The 21,478-nt window shown below is 35.2% G+C and carries 22 protein-coding genes; 8 read left to right on the forward strand and 14 right to left on the reverse strand.

The annotated features are described in order from the left end of the window. Positions 1 to 428: 428 nt before the first annotated feature. Positions 429 to 1,115 carry a response regulator transcription factor gene (locus VB264_RS24095; RefSeq protein WP_323253825.1) on the reverse strand — a complete coding sequence of 229 codons (687 nt, stop codon included), beginning with the start codon at positions 1,113 to 1,115 and terminating at the stop codon, positions 429 to 431. 169 nt (positions 1,116 to 1,284) lie between these two features. Between VB264_RS24095 and VB264_RS24100 the strand changes: the two genes are divergently transcribed. Together VB264_RS24100 and VB264_RS24105 are read left to right on the forward strand one after the other, a co-directional pair. Next, positions 1,285 to 1,812 (forward strand): acyl-CoA thioesterase, encoded by a 528-nt coding sequence (locus tag VB264_RS24100; protein ID WP_309924495.1) that lies wholly within the window; start codon positions 1,285 to 1,287, stop codon positions 1,810 to 1,812. 66 nt (positions 1,813 to 1,878) lie between these two features. Next, on the forward strand, positions 1,879 to 3,792 hold the full coding sequence (locus tag VB264_RS24105) for a RecQ family ATP-dependent DNA helicase (RefSeq protein WP_323253827.1): 1,914 nt from the start codon (positions 1,879 to 1,881) through the stop codon (positions 3,790 to 3,792). Positions 3,793 to 3,831: 39 nt separating this feature from the next. On the opposite strand, the gene VB264_RS24110 is transcribed toward VB264_RS24105, so the two are convergent. The 9 genes from VB264_RS24110 to VB264_RS24150 form a co-directional block, all read right to left on the reverse strand. Continuing rightward, on the reverse strand, positions 3,832 to 4,602 hold the full coding sequence (locus VB264_RS24110; RefSeq protein ID WP_323253829.1) for an SDR family NAD(P)-dependent oxidoreductase: 771 nt from the start codon (positions 4,600 to 4,602) through the stop codon (positions 3,832 to 3,834). A gap of 82 nt (positions 4,603 to 4,684) precedes the next feature. Beyond that, positions 4,685 to 6,346, reverse strand: coding sequence for a tetratricopeptide repeat protein (locus tag VB264_RS24115; protein ID WP_323253831.1), 1,662 nt, complete (start codon positions 6,344 to 6,346; stop codon positions 4,685 to 4,687). 226 nt (positions 6,347 to 6,572) lie between these two features. Beyond that, positions 6,573 to 7,523: a PstS family phosphate ABC transporter substrate-binding protein gene (locus tag VB264_RS24120; RefSeq protein ID WP_323253833.1), complete on the reverse strand. Its 951-nt coding sequence runs from the start codon at positions 7,521 to 7,523 to the stop codon at positions 6,573 to 6,575. 15 nt (positions 7,524 to 7,538) lie between these two features. Beyond that, complete coding sequence (locus VB264_RS24125) at positions 7,539 to 7,790, reverse strand: hypothetical protein (RefSeq protein ID WP_323253835.1); 252 nt, start codon at positions 7,788 to 7,790, stop codon at positions 7,539 to 7,541. Between the two features lie 145 nt (positions 7,791 to 7,935). Further along, on the reverse strand, positions 7,936 to 8,772 hold the full coding sequence (locus VB264_RS24130; RefSeq protein WP_323253837.1) for an energy transducer TonB: 837 nt from the start codon (positions 8,770 to 8,772) through the stop codon (positions 7,936 to 7,938). Between the two features lie 141 nt (positions 8,773 to 8,913). Next, positions 8,914 to 9,429, reverse strand: a complete 516-nt coding sequence (locus tag VB264_RS24135; RefSeq protein WP_323253839.1) for an ExbD/TolR family protein — start codon at positions 9,427 to 9,429, stop codon at positions 8,914 to 8,916. A 115-nt stretch (positions 9,430 to 9,544) separates the two neighbouring features. Beyond that, on the reverse strand, positions 9,545 to 10,150 hold the full coding sequence (locus VB264_RS24140) for an ExbD/TolR family protein (RefSeq protein WP_323253841.1): 606 nt from the start codon (positions 10,148 to 10,150) through the stop codon (positions 9,545 to 9,547). A 76-nt stretch (positions 10,151 to 10,226) separates the two neighbouring features. Then, positions 10,227 to 11,066: a MotA/TolQ/ExbB proton channel family protein gene (locus VB264_RS24145; protein ID WP_323253843.1), complete on the reverse strand. Its 840-nt coding sequence runs from the start codon at positions 11,064 to 11,066 to the stop codon at positions 10,227 to 10,229. A gap of 307 nt (positions 11,067 to 11,373) precedes the next feature. Beyond that, positions 11,374 to 11,769 (reverse strand): hypothetical protein, encoded by a 396-nt coding sequence (locus tag VB264_RS24150; protein ID WP_323253845.1) that lies wholly within the window; start codon positions 11,767 to 11,769, stop codon positions 11,374 to 11,376. A 107-nt stretch (positions 11,770 to 11,876) separates the two neighbouring features. Here VB264_RS24150 and VB264_RS24155 point away from each other — a divergent pair, with 107 nt between their 5' ends. After that, the gene (locus VB264_RS24155) at positions 11,877 to 12,203 is read left to right on the forward strand and encodes a DUF721 domain-containing protein (RefSeq protein ID WP_323253847.1); all 327 of its coding nucleotides are present in this window, start codon (positions 11,877 to 11,879) and stop codon (positions 12,201 to 12,203) included. 21 nt (positions 12,204 to 12,224) lie between these two features. Here the strand turns inward: VB264_RS24155 and VB264_RS24160 are convergent, their stop codons facing one another. The 4 genes from VB264_RS24160 to VB264_RS24175 all read right to left on the reverse strand — a co-directional run bounded on the left by VB264_RS24160 (position 12,225) and on the right by VB264_RS24175 (position 16,432). Continuing rightward, positions 12,225 to 12,731 carry a hypothetical protein gene (locus VB264_RS24160; protein WP_323253849.1) on the reverse strand — a complete coding sequence of 169 codons (507 nt, stop codon included), beginning with the start codon at positions 12,729 to 12,731 and terminating at the stop codon, positions 12,225 to 12,227. A 101-nt stretch (positions 12,732 to 12,832) separates the two neighbouring features. Further along, complete coding sequence (ftsZ, locus tag VB264_RS24165) at positions 12,833 to 14,158, reverse strand: cell division protein FtsZ (protein WP_323253851.1); 1,326 nt, start codon at positions 14,156 to 14,158, stop codon at positions 12,833 to 12,835. A gap of 78 nt (positions 14,159 to 14,236) precedes the next feature. Beyond that, positions 14,237 to 15,730 (reverse strand): M20/M25/M40 family metallo-hydrolase, encoded by a 1,494-nt coding sequence (locus VB264_RS24170; RefSeq protein ID WP_323253853.1) that lies wholly within the window; start codon positions 15,728 to 15,730, stop codon positions 14,237 to 14,239. A 126-nt stretch (positions 15,731 to 15,856) separates the two neighbouring features. Continuing rightward, a complete protein-coding gene (locus VB264_RS24175) occupies positions 15,857 to 16,432 on the reverse strand; it encodes a thioredoxin family protein (RefSeq protein WP_323253856.1) in 576 nt (191 codons plus the stop codon). Positions 16,433 to 16,891: 459 nt separating this feature from the next. Between VB264_RS24175 and VB264_RS24180 the strand changes: the two genes are divergently transcribed. The 5 genes from VB264_RS24180 (at position 16,892) to VB264_RS24200 (ending at position 21,168) form a co-directional block, all read left to right on the forward strand. Then, positions 16,892 to 17,875 (forward strand): ion channel, encoded by a 984-nt coding sequence (locus tag VB264_RS24180; RefSeq protein ID WP_323253858.1) that lies wholly within the window; start codon positions 16,892 to 16,894, stop codon positions 17,873 to 17,875. A gap of 61 nt (positions 17,876 to 17,936) precedes the next feature. Next, a complete protein-coding gene (locus VB264_RS24185; protein ID WP_323253859.1) occupies positions 17,937 to 18,857 on the forward strand; it encodes a S66 peptidase family protein in 921 nt (306 codons plus the stop codon). A gap of 7 nt (positions 18,858 to 18,864) precedes the next feature. Further along, positions 18,865 to 19,437 (forward strand): 5-formyltetrahydrofolate cyclo-ligase, encoded by a 573-nt coding sequence (locus tag VB264_RS24190; RefSeq protein ID WP_323253861.1) that lies wholly within the window; start codon positions 18,865 to 18,867, stop codon positions 19,435 to 19,437. Positions 19,438 to 19,638: 201 nt separating this feature from the next. Then, positions 19,639 to 20,136: a hypothetical protein gene (locus VB264_RS24195; RefSeq protein WP_323253863.1), complete on the forward strand. Its 498-nt coding sequence runs from the start codon at positions 19,639 to 19,641 to the stop codon at positions 20,134 to 20,136. Positions 20,137 to 20,175: 39 nt separating this feature from the next. Next, positions 20,176 to 21,168 carry an aspartate-semialdehyde dehydrogenase gene (locus tag VB264_RS24200; RefSeq protein ID WP_309924535.1) on the forward strand — a complete coding sequence of 331 codons (993 nt, stop codon included), beginning with the start codon at positions 20,176 to 20,178 and terminating at the stop codon, positions 21,166 to 21,168. Positions 21,169 to 21,478: the final 310 nt, after the last annotated feature.

Genomic DNA, 21,478 nt, shown 5'->3' on the forward strand with positions numbered 1-21,478 from the left:
TCCCTATTCTAAAATAAAGAATCAATAACAAAAAACAACCTGTCTATTAAAAGCTAATCTTATTAATCATTTCTATCAATACATCAAAGAACTCTTTAACCTAAAAATTACCGTTGTAACCCTTAAATCTCGTCGTAATTATCTTCCTAATTACTTCCCTTTCTCAACCCGTTGGCGTCGTTTGGGAGTGCAAAGATGTAGGATTAATTCTAAACCACCAAACACTAACGCAAACTTTTTTTGAAGTTTTTACAAAATAATCCATAATTACACTGAAAACCAAGAAGTTATTGACAACAAAAAAATGAAAATTTTTTGAGAAATTTTTTTGAGAATGTCTGTAGCTACATATTAAGCTTATGTAAAAACAAAAAGTCCGCTATTAACTTTTATTTAATAGCGGACTTTTTGCATAAAATTTGACTAAATCAAGGAACATCAAAGCGAAATCCTACTCCATGAACATTGGTTAGTTTGATATTTTGGTCTTTATTAAGGTATTTTCTCAAACGAGTAATGAAAACATCAAGACTTCTGCCTTTAAAATAATCGTCGTCACCCCAAATGGCAATAAGAATTTTATCTCGCGACAGCGTCTCGTTCTTATTATTCACTAAAAAAGCTAATAAATCAGCTTCTCTGTGCGTGAGGTCTTGTGTTTCGTTTTCAAAGAACAGTTTTAAATTCTTTACATCAAAAGTATATTTCCCTATATTATGTATATTTTGATTAACTACTTGTCCTGTCTTCTTCCCAGTTCTTTTCAAGATCGCTTCTATCCTTAGCACGAGCTCTTCTATGCTAAATGGTTTGGTTAAATAATCGTCAGCACCCAATTTTAACCCTTTTATTCTATCTTCTTTTAGTGATTTGGCTGTTAAAAAAATAATAGGAACCTCACTACCCGTACCTCTTACAAATTCTGCAAGCGAAAATCCATCCATTTCAGGAAGCATTACATCAAAAATACAAATGTCATATTGATTATTCTGAAAAGCCTTTTGTCCAGCTTTCCCATCAGTTTGAAGGTCTATGGTGTATCCTTCTTGTTCAAGATTGTCTTTTATTACAAATCCTAGGCTATCGTCGTCTTCGACTAATAATATTTTTGTCATTCGTTTGGTTATAAGATTATCTTTCTTAATGTTTGTCGGCGCAATATATTGTGTTGCTAATGTACTTGTTTTAGCTAATATTTACAATTCGTAACGAATTGCTACTTTTGTACATAATTAATAAGTATAAAAAGTCATTCCATAACAACAGTCAATAAACAGAAAAACAATGTTCTCGTTAAAGCCCGATAAACAATATCCCAAAAAATTATATTCAAAAGCTGTAATAAGGTTTCAAGACTGCGACCCTTTAAAGCATCTAAACAATGCGAAATATTTTGATTACTTCTTTAACGCTCGTGAAGACCAAGTTGCTACTATCTATGAGTTTGATTATAACGACTATTTTGAACACAATAAAACATCATGGGTTGTATATAATCATCAAATAGCCTATGTTAATTCTGCTAAAGTAAGCGAGAGAATCGGTATTATTTCTTCCGCTATTTATTTTAATGATGATACGCTAGTTACGGAATTTGTAATGACAGATGAAAATTGTACACACCTAAAGGCGGTACTGTGGACAACTTCTAAATACATCGATGTAATTACAGGCAAAAAAACTCCGCATCAACCAGAAGTAAATGCTTTTTTAACGGCTATTTGTGTAGAAGGCATCGACTTTGAACATATTAACCTTAATTCAAGAATCAAAACGATTAAACAAGAGCTATTAGCAGGAACATTTATTTAAATATTCTTCAATGCTCGTTCTATAACTGTAGATACATTATACTATTGAATAATCTGCTTATTACCTATGTCGGCACAGGAAGTACTAAAGCAATATTGGGGTTATGATTCCTTTCGACCATTACAAGAAGATATTATTCAATCGGTAGTGGATGGAAAAGACACCTTGGCATTAATGCCAACAGGTGGGGGAAAATCGCTGTGTTTTCAAATCCCAGCGTTGATGAACGACGGTATTTGTATCGTAGTTTCACCCTTAATTGCATTGATTCAAGACCAAGTTGCTCAATTAAAACAAAGAAAGATTTCGGCGATTGGTATTTTTTCAGGAATGCATAAAAATCAAATTGATATTGCCTTAGATAACTGTATCTATGGTGACGTTAAATTTTTATATGTCTCGCCCGAAAGATTACAAACCACTATTTTTATTGAAAGAGTCAAACAGATGAAAGTAAATTTGTTGGCTATTGACGAAGCCCATTGTATCTCGCAATGGGGTCATGATTTCAGACCACCTTATCTGAAAATCGCTGAATTCAAAAAAAATATCCCAAACGTCCCCCTTATTGCCTTAACGGCTACAGCTACGAAAGACGTTCGTCAAGAGATTTTGATGCGACTGGAAATGGATTCGCCCTCCGTTTTCCAACAAAGCTTTGCCCGTGACAACTTATCCTACTCGGCCTTTAATGAAGAAGATAAGGAAAGGAGACTTATCAAAATTTTGCAAAATGTACAAGGCTCGTCTGTCGTGTATGTCCGCAATCGCCGAAGAACACAGGAAATTTCAGATTTATTAAATAAGAATAATATCAATACTACTTTTTATCATGCAGGATTGAGTGCTGATGAGCGTAGTAAAAGACAAGAACGCTGGATAAAAAATCAAGTTAGGACAATCGTAGCGACGAATGCCTTTGGCATGGGTATCGACAAGCCCGACGTTAGGTCTGTCATTCATATAGATTTGCCAGATACGCTAGAGGCTTATTATCAAGAAGCAGGCAGAGCAGGACGCGATGGCGAAAAAGCGTATGCTGTAGCACTTTTTAACCTAAAAGATATTGAGAGTTTAGAGAAGAATATTTTACAGAATTATCCAGCGATTGAATTAGTCAAAAAAGTATATCAATGTTTAGGTAACTTTTTTCAATTGGCAGTGGGTGCGGGAGAATTTTCTAGTTTTGATTTTGATTTGCTCGAATTTCAAAAACGCTTTGATCTCCCTCCTACCGAAACTTATTTTGCCTTAAAAGTTCTTGAAAATGAAGGATTCATTCAACTGTCAGATTCATTTCATAGTCCTTCTAAAATTACTTTGAAAGTTGATAACCGACAGCTATATGATTTTCAACTTCGAAATCCTAAATACGATTCCTTTATTAAGCTATTGCTAAGAATGTACGGAGGCGAACTTTTCAGTACTTTCATTACCATTTCTGAAGTAAACATCGCCAAAGCTTATTCAATACCTTTGAAGGAGGTTGAAACGATGCTGTCCAATTTAGAAAAATTTGATTTGGTGATTTACGATAGACAAAAAGATAAACCTCAAGTTACCTTCCTTACTGCTCGGCATGATTCAAAAACATTGCCCCTACAAATACAAGAAATTGATTATCGCAAAGCAAAAGCGTTACAAAAAGCCCAAGCAGTGGCACATTATGTACAGCATGAAATTAGGTGTCGTACACAAATTTTATTAGAATATTTTGATGAAATTACTGACGAAACCTGTGGTATTTGTGATAATTGCTTGAAGAAAAAGAAGCGGAATAAACAAGTGATAGAAGATGAAGACTTTGCCAATAATACTCGGCAGAAAATAAAATTATTGTTGGCTAATGGAGCTATGAGTTTACAGCTAATCACTCAGATTATGCAACCGCCCAATACGCAAATATTCAAAGACATCATTCGTGAAATGATTGCTGATGGAGCAATAGCTTATGATGGCGAAGGAAATTTGAAAATTTAATGTCACTGAAAAGCTACCTTCCAGTGACATTCTTATATTTTATTGATAAATTCCAGCCGCTACATTTTCAGTAATCGATTTTGGTGCAAGCCAAGCCAAGAAAGCTCCAAGCTTATTTACCAAGCCCGGAATCACCTCTGTTTTCCCTGCGAACATAGCTGATACCGAAATTTTTGCTACCAATTCAGGAGTCATCGCTACCTTCTCTGCTGCCTTGCGCGCCTTAGCTGGAACAGCTGCTCTATCGTTAAATCCTGTATCTGTTGCACCTGGGCTGATACAAGTTACAGATACCGACGTGCCTTTCAATTCGCCTTTTAATGCTCTTGTAAAGTTTAATACAAATATTTTAGTGGCTGCATAAACTGCCATTTTTGGTAAAGCTTGGTATGCAGTAGAACTAGCAATATTCATGATATATGCTTTGGACTGGCGTTTCAACATCGGCAAAAACACATGACACATTTCAGTAAGCGTTGCCATGTTTAGGTTCATCATATCCCTATTTTGTTCAATAGAATAAGTATCAAAATTACCTACAGAGCCATATCCTGCATTATTCACCAAGATAGCTACTTCATATTGTTTTTGCTCAACCCAATGATATACTTTTCTAGCAACATCCACTGCCGCCAAATCTACGGCTAAATAATCTACTGTTACGCCGTATTTTTCATGAATTTCGATGGCTACTTCTCGAAGCAAACCTTCTGACCTTGCCACTAATAATAGATTATATTTTTGTTTAGCCAATTCTACGGCTATTTCTTTCCCGATTCCCTTGCTGGCTCCTGTAATTAGTGCGTACATGTTTGTTGTTTTGTTAGAATGCCTCAAAATTAACAAAGCCCTACCAAATGGCAGGGCTTTGTATCAAACAAATTTTAAATTATTATTTTTTCGGAGTCTTAGCTGGCGTTGCCGTTGTTCCTGTAGCAGGCGCTAAAAACTCTTTCAATTTATCTGGATCTTCAGCCTTGATAGCAACAGCTTTATCGACATACTCTTGAATTTTAGCTGTGTCTTTCGTTACGTTCGCATGATATCCTACTAAGTATCTATATGCTTCGTACAATTGTTCTTTATTAGCTTTTGCTAAATCAACCACTGACAAGAACTTTTCATAGTGTGGTACTGCCAACCATTTTGTGCCAGTATAATCCACATAGTTGTTAGTTCTAGCACGGAACAAATAGAATGGAGCAAATTTATCATTGATTGCAATTGCATTAGCAAACATTGTATCTGCTTTCATACCAGTGTTGTATCTTCCTAATGAATCTTCACGCGGCGTATAAGCTGTTGTAAAATAAAGAGCCATAGCAGCGTTGTAATAGTCAGCACTTGCCATTGGAGCTTTCTTCTTCTGTTTCCATTCAATTGCTTTTAAAGCATGTTCAGCAGCTTTTGCATATTTTTTCTGACCATACACAATTGTGTAAATTGTAGAAAAGTGGTTATTGATAGTATCCTCAGGAGCAGCCTTTAAATAATATTCAATTGCCAAAGAATCTTGTTTTAACCCTTGATATCCTTTACCAAAATAAACGTTATCCAAATAATATGGTTTTACACCCGCTTTCACCATTTGCTCTAGGTTCTCAATACCTACTTTTGGGTTTCCTAATTCAATATTTGAATAACCTTTCATTCTAAAAATATCATTATCTTTTGCTCCACCAGCTTCCGCTTGTGTTGTAAACTGCATCGCACCTTCATAATCTTTTGCTAAGAATAATAATTTAGCAGTACTTAATAAGATTGCAGGAGTAGCTTCTGCTCTTTCAACATATTTTCTAAAGAATTTAGATGCTTCTTTATAACGGTTGAAAATGATATAGTATTCACCCATTCTCTTGTAATAAGGAGCAAAAGATGAATCTGTCTCATAAGCAGTTTGGTAGTTATTGATTGTATATTGGTAGTTTTTACCTCTTAAATATACAACGCCTAATCTAACATAAGCTTTTGCTGTTTTATTAACTAAGATAGATTGCTCATAAGCTGATGCCGCTGGACCACCATCATTTTTCAATAAAAACGCATCTCCTTTTACAATTTGCATATCAGCAGTCAAAGGCTTTTTAGTCTTTTCTGTGATCAAATCAATCAAACGAACAGCTTCACCAGGATCATTTGTATGTTCAAACAATGTATAAGCTTCTGCAATACGGAAAATCACTTCAGCATTTTTCATCTTTGTATCAGCCAAAATTTTATCAAAAGCAGCTTTTGCACCTGCTCCGTCTTTATTTGCCAACAACAAAGTTGCTAAACCAACTGAGTTCAACGGTTGTTTAGGGTCTGTAGCAAGTCCTTTTTCAAATGTTGCTTTTGCTTCACTTAATTCTCCTGAACGTAATTGAGCATATCCTAAATAATATAAATTTTCACCAGTAGAGCTAGCCGATACTAGTGATGTAAATGTTGCTTTAGCTTTAATTGGCTGGTCTCCGTCCAACTGCGTCAAGCCTTGCTGAACAGTCTGCCCATTTACCGCAACGGCAAATAACAAACTTGCAGCCACCAACAGAGATTTAATCTTTACTTCCATTTTTTTTTAAAGTTTTAGTTGTAAGTAATTAAAAGTAAGTATCTAAAATCAGGTAATTCGTTTTATTAAACAAATTTCCAAAATATCTTTTGATTTTGTAACAAAAAATAAAATTAAATTAAAAAATTGTTACAATAACTCAAAATTTTATTCGCAATCTATTCAATAAAAATATTTTATTTTGTTCTACATTTTAATATTTCTCAAAATATTATGCCACGCTAGGTTAATCCATTTTTACTTGTCTAATCTGAAGTGGTTTTGTAAGTGGTAAAAGCCCCCCTTTCAGTACAATCAATTGTCCTTGTTCAAGACACATATAATTGATAAAACCTGTCCCTAGCCCCATGTAAGGCTCTTTTAAGATTAATTTAATTTGGCGAATTAATGGGTACCTTTTCAAAGCAAGGTTATATCCAAATGGTTGATAATAATCCTCTGGATTAGTACTGATTTTCTCTGAAACTGACATCACATTAATGTCTTTGATAAAACCTAACGATGCAGGGTCGTCACCATCACTAATCCAATTAGTACCAATTACGCCCATCGCATTTTTATGCGTTTTTACATATTCTATTACCTCCTTGTTCGACTTTGTGGCAAAGAAAGAAACTTTTTCTTTCTTATCTATTCCAAATTTATCCACTAAAAACGTTAAATTACTAGAGCTTGCTCCATCAAAAACCAATACAACCTCTTCACTTGAACCATTTTTGCCAATTTGAGACCATTTCTTTTTTTCCCCTTTCATAATACTTGACAAATCGTTGACAGTAATCATACTATCACGATTATCTTTATTAGTAATGAGGGCTAAGGCATCTCCTGCAAATTTAAAACTCCTATAAGTAATTTTCTCATCCTTATAAACCGTCTTCTCTTTATCGTTCAGTTCTCGTGTTATTACAGCAACTCTAGCTTTATCATTTAATAACATTGCTACTGCTTCACCCTCTTGTTTATACACTAAATTGATTTTTGTAGATGGAAAGGTCTGTTCAAAAGCCATTTTCTCAGCTTCCATGATGGGTTGAAAAGACTCATCAACAGCAACAGTAATCTCTCCTTTGGCTGGGCCATCTAATTCTTTACCATCTTTTCCTGTGTTTTTTCCACAAGAAAACAAGGTAGCGGTTAGTAGAATCGAATAAGATAGATTTAATATAGTTTTCATGGTTTTTGTGATTGTTTATTTCTTCTCGTCATAATATGAATACTCCTCATTATCGTCGTCGTCTTCATCTTTCAATTTGGTGTAAACTCTCCATGCTCTAAAAATGCCATATATTACAAGTAACGCACCCAAAGCATATGCATACCAAGAAGAAGGCAACATCATCTGTGCAAAAGTTGATTGAGGGTTAAGTATCAAAAGTAATCCTATCACAGAATATGAAAGGGCCATTAATACATTAACAAGTAAAAAAATTCTACTGGGCATGTTTTGATATTTAATATAAAACGATAATCACAACCTAATCTGATACATTTCTCATAGAAAAAAACAAAAACTAATTCCTATTGAAAAATGAAACCTGCCAGTTTCCTGACAGGTTTTCATTGTATCTTAATGCTAAATAATATAATTATTCAGATAGCACGAAGCTAATTGGTACTGTAAATCTTGAACGTACTGCACGACCAGACTGTTTACCTGGTGTCCATTTCGGTACAGATTTAATTACTCTTACAGCTTCTTCATCGCAACCAAAACCTACTGATTTAAGTAAATCTACGTTTTGGATACTACCATCAGTATTTACAACGAATTGGATATATACTTTACCAGAAACGTTAGCACGTTGCGCTGCTGCTGGGTATTTCAAGTTTTTCTGCAAGAATTTAGCAAATGCTGACATACCACCTGGGAATTCAGCTGGTTGTTCTACCGCAGTAAAGATTTCTTCCTCTTTTGGCTTTGGTGGTTCAACTGGCGCTTCTGGCGCTGTACCTCTTGCATCTGGATCTACTGGCGGACCAGCATCTTCAGTTTCACCTTTTACTGTTTCAGAAGCTGTGTTACCTTTTACTTCTTCTGGTGGTGGTTCAGGTTTTGTTACCTCTTCATCTTTTTTGATTTCAGGAGGTAAGAATTTTGTCGTCGTCACCTTTGGTAATTCCTTTGGTGGTGGTGGTGGCGGCGGTGGTGGCGGTGGTGGTGGAGTTTTATTCTCTGGTGGTGGCTGATCAATTTTCATTACTTCAGCTGTTACCTCGGTTTTAGTTTTTGCTAATTCTTCATTGATTTTATTATAAATAAATGATAATGCAAAAAGAGAAGATACCGACGCTATACCAATTATCAGAGAACGTGAAACCACTTTTGGATAAGCTTTTCTTAAGAAATAAGCACCGTATTCTTTGTTCTTATTCTTAAAAATAATGTCATCCAACGTTGCATTTGGGCTTATTACGTTTGACATAATTCCTGATGTTAATACTGTTAATGTTTCTTAATTTGAATCAAAACCTTCAAATTAAATTTTCATTGAACTAAGATAAAACTATTAATTTAGTTTTCAAAATATTGTTAACTATTTTTTTAGTTTTACTGTGATTTTTTATTAAAGACCCGATTTTTTGATTAGCTTCTCAGAATCTGGATCTATTTCAAGGATTGCATAACGCTTGTTACTTGTAATAGCACATTCGTCTAGCAAATCTACCATGTTCTTGTATTTAGCTCCTTTAGTAGCTTTAATAACAATCGTAAAATTATCACCGATTCGTCTTTTGTAGTCGAACAAAACAGTTCTAATTCCGTCTTTAGAATAATTTGTTTTCTGAAGTTGAGTTGATGCTTCTGTTGGTAAACCTTGATAGTAATATACTTTCTCGGCATCAGGCATAACAGTTAAGGTTTCAGACATTTTAACTTCTGATTTATCATCCTTTTCCGTTTTATCAGGCATATTCAACTGCATTACTACGGGCTTTGCTAACGTCGTGGTTAACATAAAAAAGGTAATCAATAAGAAACCCAAATCAACCATGGGAGTCATGTCAATTTTGGTTGACGCTTTCTTTGCGCGTTTCTTACCGCCTTTTTTGCCCCCACCGTCTTGACTTATTTCTGCCATTGTATTGGGGTTTTAATTGTTGGTAGTTAATGATACTCAAAGAGTTTTAGCTTTATAAGACCCTGCCTTTCAAAGAGAGGCAGGGTTAAAACTACTGAGTACAACTAAATAAAATCTATTGAGGCTTACCTTCAGGAGATGTAACCAATTGGAATGTGTTAATATTCTGTTCCTGCAAAGTACCAACTACTTGGTTGAACACTTTATAGTTTGAGTTAGCATCACCTTTAATAGCTACCTTTAATCCTGGATTAGAAATTTTTGCATAACTAACCCAAAGGAAAAGTTCATTATTGGCTGAATCGCAAGGAATACCTTTCAAATATCCTTTTGCTTTCGCATCTGATGGCTTTACACTTAAAACCTGACGCATAGCGCCTGCTGGATAACCTACGATTTCTGAAGCGTCATAGTTCTTCTTCATTTCCGCAGATACTGGAACAGATAGGCGGTTTGCCATTCTTTCCAACATATAATCCTTAGCAGCTTTGTCGTCTGTTCCTAAATAAATACCACCTTCTGGACTTACTGAAATAGTAAGAATTCCTTTTTCGCCAGTTATTGTTTTCTCTGAAATAGATGACGGAGGAACGATTGTTACGGCTTCTTCAGGTTTAAACTTTGCAGTAAGCATGAAGAAAGTAAGTAACAAGAACGCCACATCGCACATCGCTGTCATGTCTAGAGAAACACTTTGTCGTTTTGCTTTAACTTTTGGCATAATCTTGTTTAGTTATAAGTTGTTTGATATGAGTTATAAGATTAACCTATAACACTTAGCGCTTAACACATAACTATTAATTATGGTGAGTTGCGTAGTTTTGGTTAATGCTCAAACCAATTTCATCAACACTGTAAGTTAATTCGTCAATTTTAGACGTAAAGAAGTTATAAGCAATGATACAAACTGCTGAAGTACCAATACCTAATGCCGTGTTGATAAGGGCTTCAGAGATACCGTTTGCTAATGCAGTTGAATCTGTTGATCCTCCTGAGTTACCTAAAGCCGAGAACGCTTTAATCATACCAACTACTGTTCCTAAAAGACCGATTAGCGTAGAAACTGAAGCTAACGTTGCAATGATAGTTAAGTTTTTCTCTAACATTGGCAATTCCAATGAAGTAGCTTCTTCAACTTCTTTGCTAAGAGCAGCTAATTTTTGTTCTTTGTCCAATGAACCATCACTTGTCAACTGCTTGTATTTTTTAACAGCAGCTAAAGTAACGTTTCCTACTGAACCTTTTTGTTTGTCACATTCTTTCAAAGCTGCATCAGTATCATCTTTGTCAAGAAGAGCCTGAATTTTACGAACGAATGCATTAACATCACCACTACCTTTTGCTTTACTAATTGTAATTAGACGCTCGATAGAGAATGTCAAAGCTGTCAAGAAACAAGTTAAAAGGATTGGCACGATATCACCACCTTTAAATGCAAGAGCAAGATAATCTCCTTGGTGTGGGTGACCTGCGTTCGTTCCACCTTCAAAACGAGATCCATCTCCCATTACAAAACGGAAAAATAATTGGGCAATAACAAAAAGAATTAAAATAACCAAGCCTGCAGAAATGCCGCCTGATTTTTTTTGAGCTGGTGCTGCTGGTTTAGCAGCTGGAGTTTTTGCTTGTGTACTCATTAGTTTGGTAATTTTTGGGTTTAAGTTAAAAAACAGTTTTAGGTGAATTTTAAAATAAAAATAATGAAAATAACCTAAATACAAAAGATTCTTTTGAAATAACTTGTTTTAGGTAATGACAAAACTAACACAAAAATCTTTTAATTATGACACCACGTATATGAAGTTTTTTTAAAAAAATATTCAACAAAACCTATGTATTGTACTATAACAATAAATACATGCATTTTAAAACATATTTGCAGGACTATTTCAAGAATTTGACTTTACAAAGAATGTATATAACTTTTCAATGATTGCCTTATTTTTATAAAAACTCCTTAACTATTGATTCTAACAAGGCTATTCCTTGAGTATTTTCTCTGATTTTTTGGTAGTCTAAAATACCTATCATTTTTTCAAGGCGTTCATTTTCTCCATTTATAAGTACCTTAATACTTTCTGATTTATCTAATAAATTAGTCAATAATGCCATCAATTGTTTGAGACTACTTCCTTCTTCTGTATCCAGAAAAACAAGTGTTTTTGGCGACTCTTTTACTAGTTTAATAGCATACTGAATCGTTAAATTATCAGAAAAATTATCAATATCATAAACCATCACTGAAGGCTTTGATAGCTTTACAAAAGCTACAAAAGTATTGGTATATTTGATATTTAACTGACTATTTCGTAGTTGGATATATAAAAAAAGGCTAGACATTTTATAGTTTTTATGAATTTTAAAATGAGATGGTCTAATTTATTAACAATTAAAATAACAAATACCGTAACTTTGATTCAATCATTTGCAGTATCCCCCAAAAGCGTATGTCGAAGGTATATCATTATAATAAAGAAAATGTTCGTAGAAAAACTGGAGCATCCTCGTTAAAGGATGCCATAGAAGATATGCTTGAGCTATATAAAATTCGTTCTAAGTATAACGAAACTTATATCGTTGCTTATTGGGAAAAAATCATGGGTTCGCCGATTGCCTCTAGAACAACCCAAATTTATATTAAAGAAGGAAAATTGTTTATCCAATTAGATTCTGCTCCGCTTCGAAATGAATTATTGATGGCAAAAAACAAAATCGTTGAGCTTATCAATAAAGAAGTAGGAGAAAAAATTATTCAGGATGTTGTATTCTTATAATTACCCAGCCTTCAACCTGATTTATTGTCTCTGAGCCTCCTTTAGTTTATTTTTCAAGCTGAAATACTTGATGATAAACACAATCGCCACTACCAACGATAACCCCAACAAAGCAATATATACGCCTTGGTATTTTTCAATCTCTTCTAGCATTTGATGATTCTCTTTTGAAAAGCCCTTATGTCTTTCTGTCAATTCTACTAAATCATGATTCTTTTGGGTAAGGTCATTATTTTGCTGAATCAGTTCATTATATTTTTCTGTGAAAGCAGCAGTAGCATTGGATTGTTGGCTCTGATATTCATTTAAGATTTCATTATCTTTATCAATAATTTCATTGAGAGCATCTACCGTTTTTTGCATATCATCCTTCGAACGATTACCAAAAAGCCCTGTCGATAGGCTTTCCGATTCCTTGTATTTTTGATATAGCGTTTGTCTTTCGGTAGTAAGGTCTTTTATTTTATCCTGAGCATTACTTTTAGTAAATACAAGGCACATTAAGAATAATAAAATGAAATTTTTCATCGACTAATTAATTGTAATGATAGTTGAATATTGTTTAATAAAAATCCCACAAGTATTTTGAATTGCTTGCGGGATTGATAACGATATGCTATATGCTTCAATTATAAAGAATGTGACTGATAATCAAGTTCAAGGATTTCAGAAATATCTAATAATTTGATATTATAACGCTGAAACGCTGGCGTATCAAAATCTTCAGAATCAGTTGGCATTTTGGTTGCAAAATCTTCAATCATTTTTCGCAATCTTGGGGTATCGTCTTCTCTCGGAGGAAAAACGTGCTTAATTGGTTGTTTTTCTTCTTCTATTACTTCGTCCTCATCTTCCTCATACTCTTCATCTTCCACAACATTTGAAGGCTGTAAAGATACGGGTTCTACTTTGACTCCTTTTTTAGCATGATTACCGTTGACAGGTTGTTTCAAAGGCGTACGTACGGGTCCATCTGGTAAATCAAACCCTGCTGCTATTACCGTGATACTCATATCATCCCCCAAGTTATTATCAATGATAAAACCGAGTTTAAATCCAGCAGGAGAATTTCCGATAGCCTCCATGATGTGTGCAGTAATAGCTGTTTGCTCTTTTACTGCCATTACTTTCTGGTCACTTGTTGCAATCGTTACTAGCACACGTTTTGCGCCTTTAATATCACGGTTGTTTAATAACGGCGAATCAAGGGCTTTCTCAATAACTTCTTTGGCTCTGTTTGGTCCTTTAGCAGTAGCCGTACTCATTACAGCTTGTCCAGCGTTGCTTAATACCTTTTTAACATCCTTAAAGTCAGCATTTATCTTACCTGATTTTGTAATTACTTCCGCTACTGATTTAGCAGCATTAGCCAATACATCATCTGCATGTTCAAAGGCTTCTAAGATGTTTAAATCTTCATAAATCTCTAATAATTTATCGTTCAATACTACCAAAACAGTATCACAAGTACGTTGTAATTCAGCAATTCCTCGGTTAGCCGCTTCAATTTTCTCTGTACCTTCCCACGAGTATGGAGCTGTTACAATCGCTACTGTTAGTATATCCAGTTCTTTGGCTATTCTCGCAATTTCTGGGGCTGCTCCTGTTCCTGTACCTCCACCCATACCAGCCGTAATAAAGACCATTCTGGTACTTGGTTGCAACAATGCTTTTATCTGAGCTTCACTTTCCAGCGCGGCTAGTCTTCCTTGTTCTGGTTCTGTTCCAGCACCAAGTCCTTCTGTCAAAATTTCGCCTAATTGTAGTTTTACAGGAACTTTATTATCATTCAGGGCCTGTAAGTCGGTATTACACACTACAAAATCGACGTCATCAATCCCCATTTCGAACATGTGACTAACAGCATTGCTTCCTCCTCCGCCGACACCAATCACTTTAATGATATTGTCTTTTGTCTCAGATGAAATTTCAATATTATGATGAAAAAAATCCATATTATAAATTATTATTAAGGATTAATTAATTACTAAATAGCTCGTATTATTTGTCTTGAAAATCAGTTGAATACACTATTATTCTTCTGCCCCCCATCGCCATTCTCTACCAAGCTCTAACTCTTTTTTCAGGTTTTGTTTTATAAAAAAATCTCTTGTCGAGTAAAAATCTAATTTCTTTGCTGGCACCTTATCTACATTGGCAATTCCATACAACATCATCGCTGTGTATCTTACGGTATTAACCATTTCGTTCTTATTAATCAAATCAAAGCGATCGCAATTGGCATGATAGCATCCTACCGCATCTGGCGAAATTCCTCCAATCGGAGATGCCGTCGGTATTCCTTCCAACATAAAGCTTTGATGGTCTGAATGAAGCCCAGCTTGGTTGATAACGTTGTTTTTATATTCAGGTACGGCCTTTTGCATACTCTCTCCTATTTTTGTAAACAACGACACCATTTCGTCTCTACCTGACGTGTTAAAACCATTCGCATTATTAGCCATATCGAGGTTGAACATAAACACCACTTTCTCTAAAGAGTTATTACGCTTACTTCTCTCAATCATTGCTTTTGAGCCTAGCAAACCTTCTTCTTCTCCCATGAACATGACAAACTCTATTGTTCTTTTAGGTTTTAGATTTAATGCTTTGAAAGTGCGGGCAATATCCAAAATAGAAAACGAACCTATGCCATTATCAAGAGCTCCAGTGGCCAAATCCCAAGAATCAAGGTGTCCACCAATTACTATTTTCTCGTCACGGTATTTTTTATTGTCTCCCTTGATCGTAGCGATAACATTTCGAGCTTTAATCATTTTACTGAAGTTCTTCATATCAATTACTCCCATCAGGTTAGGTTGCTCACTCATCCAAGAGCGGATTCTGATACCACTCTCTAATGACACACACACTGCTGGAATCGCTATTAGGCTTCCAGTAACCGAAGCTGTACCAGTTAGTAGTACATTTCCTTTTACTGTGTTGACAAAAATAACCCCTGCTGCACCATATTGCATGGCTAGGGCTGTTTTTTCAGAACGGTGTAAATTCCGAGTTCCTTTAAAGGGTGCTAACAATCCGAGGTTTACTAACGCTATTTTTCCTGTTAATTGGTCTTTTACTGCTTGAAAATCTGGTTCTAATCCATTCCCTACATCCACAAGTTCTGCGGTCACTTTGGCTTCAACGGGTGTCATTGCCAATGAAACTACTTCTATGTCATGAAAGTTGTCACTTTTTTTAGGGGCAATTGCTAATGTCACGGTATCTCTTGACCAAGCCTCTACTTGAAATGGCTGATATTTTACATCTTTAAACCCATAAGATTTTAATAAGTTGTAAGTGTACTCCTCAGCTCTTTTACCATTAGCACTGCCGGTAAGGCGATGTCCAATAGTTTTACAAGCATCTCCGAGTGTTTCGTAAGCCCTACTATTGGCTACTACTTCATCGTTGATTCGCCTGAATGTCTCTATTAATTCTTCATCTTCATTTCCTAAAGGTTGAAATGCAGCGGTTGAAGTAATAAGGATTAGAATAAGAAAAACGTAAAGGTTTATTTTCATTTTGTCTGTTGTGAAATAGGAAATAATAGTGGAATTTACAAAAAAACTTGACAAACTCTAATATAGAAGCTGTTTAAAATAAGAATAAGTCCCTATTATTTCCTATTATTGATGTACTTTAAATAATTACTTATTATTCAGACTATACTGTTGAGGATATATCTCTTTTTGATATTTTTCCCAGTTTCCTTTACGGTAGTGGTTATCTCCAAAAAAAGTAACTATCTGATGAAACTGTTGAGCTTCTTGATAACCTGCCACGGGCTGAATCATATTAAATTGCTCATCTAAATACACTATCGTCGGGAAACTCATTTTTCCTTGTAAAAGCGCAACTCCTGCCTGATTGTAACCATTTTCCCAGATATATTGTTGTTTGCCAATTCTGATGGTATCCTTCATTTCAGCATCCAATTTTACAGCATAATATTTTTGATTGACAAATTCAGCTACTTTTTCATCCGTAAAAGTTTTTTGGTCCATCACCTTGCACCAACCGCACCAGCCTGTATATACATCAATTAAAATTTTTCTTGGCTCTTTTTGAGTAGCCGCATACGCTTGCTCCAAAGTCATCCAATTAATTTTGGCTTTGTTTGCTTTAGTAGCAAGGCTAGTATTGGGTGCTGTATTCGCAGCGATTTGCGCTTTCCCAGCAAAAGCTATTAAGGATATAAGAAAAGTGAAAAAAATATTTTTCATGTTTTATAAATTGGTCTTGCTCTATGAGATTTTTATCTAAAACGGTTTTCTCCTTTTTAGCAAAGATAATTGGATAATGTAATTTTAATTATAGAAGCTGTTTAAACTTTCCGTTTCTAAGGTGAAAGTATTGTATTTTTGAATTGATTTTTTCAAAATTTGAGAAGCATAGCATCGCTACGTTGAGTAAATTTTGAAACAAGCTATGCTAAAAGACTTAGTTTAACCCGAAAGGGAAAGTTTAAACAGCTTCATATTGTACTTTAAGATATTTTGTTGAATCCTACGGACAACTTTCTGAAAGATTGTCTTTAGTTCTTCCAGATTTTAGCTAAATAGCCTTTCTATACCTTAGCAATTTACAAAAGGTTTGTTTTCCTTACAAAGATTTTTGAGTAAACGGTCAACTGTTTTATTTTCACTCATTATCTTTAACTGTTTTTGACTTCAAATAAATTCATGGCTATACTTCGACACAAAAAAAGCAAACTTGTTGAGGCTGAAGAAAAACGTAGAGATTTAGGCTTTGGCACTCAAATTACAGACCCTGACACTAGGCTATTAAATAGAGATGGTAGCTTCAATGTGAAAAGAATTGGCGGTAATTTCTGGGGACGCTATAATATATTTAATGAGCTTATTATCTGTTCATGGAAACGCTTTTTTATCCTCATTGTTGCCTTTTACTTAATATTGAATTTTATCTTTGCCTGCCTTTATCAAGCCGTAGGAATTGAACACCTACAAGGTGTGGATTTAACGACCAAAGGCTCGGGCTTTATGGATGCCTTCTTCTTTTCTTCACAAACACTAACGACGGTTGGATATGGAAGAATTGCTCCCGTTGGTTTTTGGGCAAGCACTATCGCGGCTATTGAATCGCTATTAGGCTTGTTGATTTTTGCCTTGGCTACTAGTTTACTATATGGCCGTTTTTCAAGGCCTGTAGCGAGAATTTTATATTCCGATAAAGCTATTATTGCACCTTATCTGGATATTACGGGCTTTATGTTTAGAATTGTGAACGAACAAGATAATCAGTTAATTGATTTGCAAGTTGAACTGGCGGTATCCATGCTAAGAAATGAAAGCAAAGGGAAAACAGTGAGGAGGTATTACGGACTAAAATTAGAACGAAGCAAAGTCAATTTCTTTCCGGCTAATTGGACTATCGTGCATCCGATTACAGAAGATAGTCCGCTGTTTGGCTTGACTAAAGAGGATTTGCTATCAAGTGACGCCGAGTTTTTAGTACTGCTGAAAGCTACAGAAGAGACTTATAATCAAACGGTAAATTCGCGTACTTCTTTTCATGCACGTGAAGTAGTAGTAGGTGCGAAATTCCTTCCTATGTTTAGTGATGTTCCAGGCGCTGGAGTAGTAACGCTAGACTTACGTAAATTATCAGATATTCAGGATGCGCCTCTATCAAGTGAGCTATAAAACTGAAATAAAACAAAAAATAAGGGGATTCTGTATCAGCAATTCGCCTTTATCATTTAAAATGATTCAACCAAAAGCATTACAAAAAGGAGATACTGTTGGCTTAGTAGCATTGGCATGCAAAGTAGATTTTGAATTAATAAAACCTGCCATTGAGGTAATAGAAAAAGTGTGGGGGCTAAATGTAGTGTTGGGTACTTCATTGACTAGTAAGTATCATCAATTTGCAGGAACTGATGAAATCAGGGCTAGAGATTTCCAGATGATGCTAGATGACCCCAATATCAAAGCCATTATTTCGGCAAGAGGTGGTTATGGTAGCTCACGGTTATTAGATAGAATAGACTTCACTCAATTCATTCAACACCCCAAATGGGTTGTTGGATTTTCAGATATTACTGCGGTGCTTTGCCATATTCATAACCTAAACATTGAAAGTGTTCATGCTACCATGCTTAAATTATTTATGCAAGATGGCGGTGAATATGCGTTAGAGACCCTCAGAAAAGTACTTTTTGGCGAACCTTTAGCTTATCATATTCCAGCGAATGCATTAAACAAAATGGGTATTGCCAAAGGACAATTAGTAGGAGGTAATTTAGCGATGTTGACTCATATCATTGGTTCAAACTCTGATATTGATACGACGGGGAAAATATTGTTTCTGGAAGACGTAGGTGAATATTTATACAGCATCGACCGTATGATGATTCAGCTAAAACGTTCAGGTAAATTAAAATCCTTGGCAGGTCTGATTGTAGGGCATTTTTCTGACTTAGAAGACAATGAAGTACAATTCGGAAAAACAGCTAATCAGATTATCGAGGATGCCGTTGCTGAATATAATTTTCCAGTATGTTATGATTTCCCTGTCGGCCACGAACCAACCAACTGGGCAATGCCTTGTGGCAGAGAAGTGATATTAACCGTAGAAAATAATGGCGTTTGGGTGAAAGATGCTGTAAATGAGCCCTTAATCTAAAATCAACATGAACAAATCGGCACTTAGGAAACATTATTTAGTTCGACGAAAAGCACTCAGTCAGGAAAGTATCACCGAAAAGAGTCAAGCTATTTGCGATTTGTTCTTTCAGCATTTCAATCTTTCTACGATTGAATATCTTCATATCTTTCTGCCCATTATCAGGCATCATGAAATTAATACTTTTCTGATAATTGATAAAATTCAGCAGGAATTTCCTCTCGTACAATTAGTTGTGCCCAAAAGCATTCCTGAAACCAACGAGATGGAACATTATCTATACGATAAAAGTCAATTAGTTGAAAACAAATGGGGTATTCCAGAGCCTATTCCGACTATTCCCATTTTGCCTATCGATATTTCAATGGTAATCGTTCCGTTATTGATTTTCGATAAAGCAGGCAACCGTGTGGGCTATGGTAAAGGGTTTTACGATAGATTTCTCAAACAATGCGCTCCAGACCTCATTACAATTGGCTTATGCTTAGAAGAACCCATTGACGACATTGAGGATGTAAACGAATTTGATGTAAAAATCAATTATTGTATTAGTCCAAACAGACTATATTCCTTCGGATAGAAGTAAAATTTCAATAAAAAACAAGAATTCCTACAAATTTACTCTACTATTCCCAGCAGATTCCTTTTCTCTTCCAACTTTATCAAGTAATTTTGCAAACTTTTTATTTTCCCTGACTTTCAAAGGAAATTAAATTTCAATGATTCTGACGACTATTCAACGCTGTGATTTTTTTGAACGATAAATCACACGAAAGAAGCCATGAAAACTAAGATTTTAATATGCTTTTTGTTATGTATAGGTTTTAAAACCTTTGCTCAGGAAGAAAAAAGAACTTTGTATCCGATTACTGTTCAGAGACAATTGTTTGGCGTAAAGTTTATTTATGACAGACAGATTATTGATAACGCATCGGCCTTACAAATACCCTTGTTGCAAGCCAGAGATACCAAAGTAAATGTGGAGTTTCTGACTTATAAACAGCAACAAAAGCTAGTTAAGCTAATCAATATTATTCCTGCGGGAGTTTCGCTCTATACAATTTTCAATAGGGATAAAGTATCTAGCGGTTTTTATTGGTCAACAGTCGGTTCTACTTTATTGATTTCGACCTATTTAAATGTAAAAGCAAATATACATTTATCAAATGCGATTAATCGTTATAATGAGGTTATCCGAAATAACGAAATCGGGCTAAATGTACAGACAACACCTGATCATCAGGCGATAGTGGGGGTTGGATTAAAGCATAATTTTTAAGTATTTTTTTATATAATCAATTAATAATCAATTTTTAAAATGAAAGTAGCAGTAGTCGGAGCCACAGGTTTGGTCGGTGGCGAAATCCTTAAAGTGTTAGCGGAACGTAACTTCCCAGTAACAGAAATCATCCCAGTTGCCTCTGAGCGTTCAGTAGGTAAACAGGTAGAATTTAAGGGTAAACAGTACACCGTTGTTGGTTTTGATGATGCTATTAAGATGAAACCAAACGTGGCGATTTTCTCGGCAGGTGGTGGTACATCTTTGGAATTAGCTCCGAAATTTGCAGCGGCAGGGATTACAGTAGTAGATAATTCTTCAGCTTGGAGAATGGACCCTACTAAAAAACTAGTAGTACCAGAAATTAATGCGTTTACATTAACATCAGAAGATAAAATCATTGCTAACCCGAATTGTTCTACAATTCAGATGGTTGTAGTGTTGAACCCTTTACACAAAAAATATAAAATCAAGCGTGTTGTTGTATCTACGTACCAATCAGTAACAGGAACGGGCAAAGCGGCAGTTGATCAATTATTTGCAGAACGTGAAGGCCGTACAGATGTACCTGCGGTATATCCACACAAAATTGATTTGAACGTTTTACCACACATTGATTCATTCTTGGATAATGGTTATACCAAAGAAGAGATGAAAATGGTGAATGAAACCAAGAAAATCATGTTGGATGATTCTATCGCGGTAACAGCTACTACAGTGCGTATCCCAACGATTGGTGGACACTCTGAAGCAGTAAATGTTGAATTTGAAAACGACTTCGACGTAGAAGAAGTAAAAAATATTTTAGCAAATGAAGAGGGTGTAATCTTACAGGATGACCCTAAGAATTTTGTATATCCAATGCCTATTAATGCACATGGTAAGGATGAGGTTTTTGTTGGACGTATCCGTCGTGATGAAACCCAACCTAATACCATCAATATGTGGATTGTAGCGGATAACCTTCGTAAAGGTGCTGCTACTAACGCTGTGCAAATTGTGGAGTATTTGGCTAAAAACAATCTTATTTAGTAGTTTACAGGTTTGTTTGATAGTGAAATGAAAGCCGAGATAATTATCTCGGCTTTTTATTTTTTGGTAGATTTTGGGATGAAGGACTTTAGGACTGGAAGACTTACTAGATTTTGAGATAAAGGACTGTAGGACTAGAGGACTAGAGGAGGTTGGATTTTACAGTGTTCTTTAAACCGTGTTCTGTGTGTCACCATAGCCGTCAGGGTATTGATTTTAAGACTTGTAAAGGGCTTTTCTTTATTTGTATTTTATTTTTCATTTTATGTTCTTTTATGGCAAAAATGTGCCAATGTTGTAGTAGTGAGAT

It is taken from the genome of Arcicella aquatica (assembly GCF_034928825.1).
Taxonomy (GTDB): Bacteria; Bacteroidota; Bacteroidia; order Cytophagales; family Spirosomataceae; genus Arcicella; species Arcicella aquatica.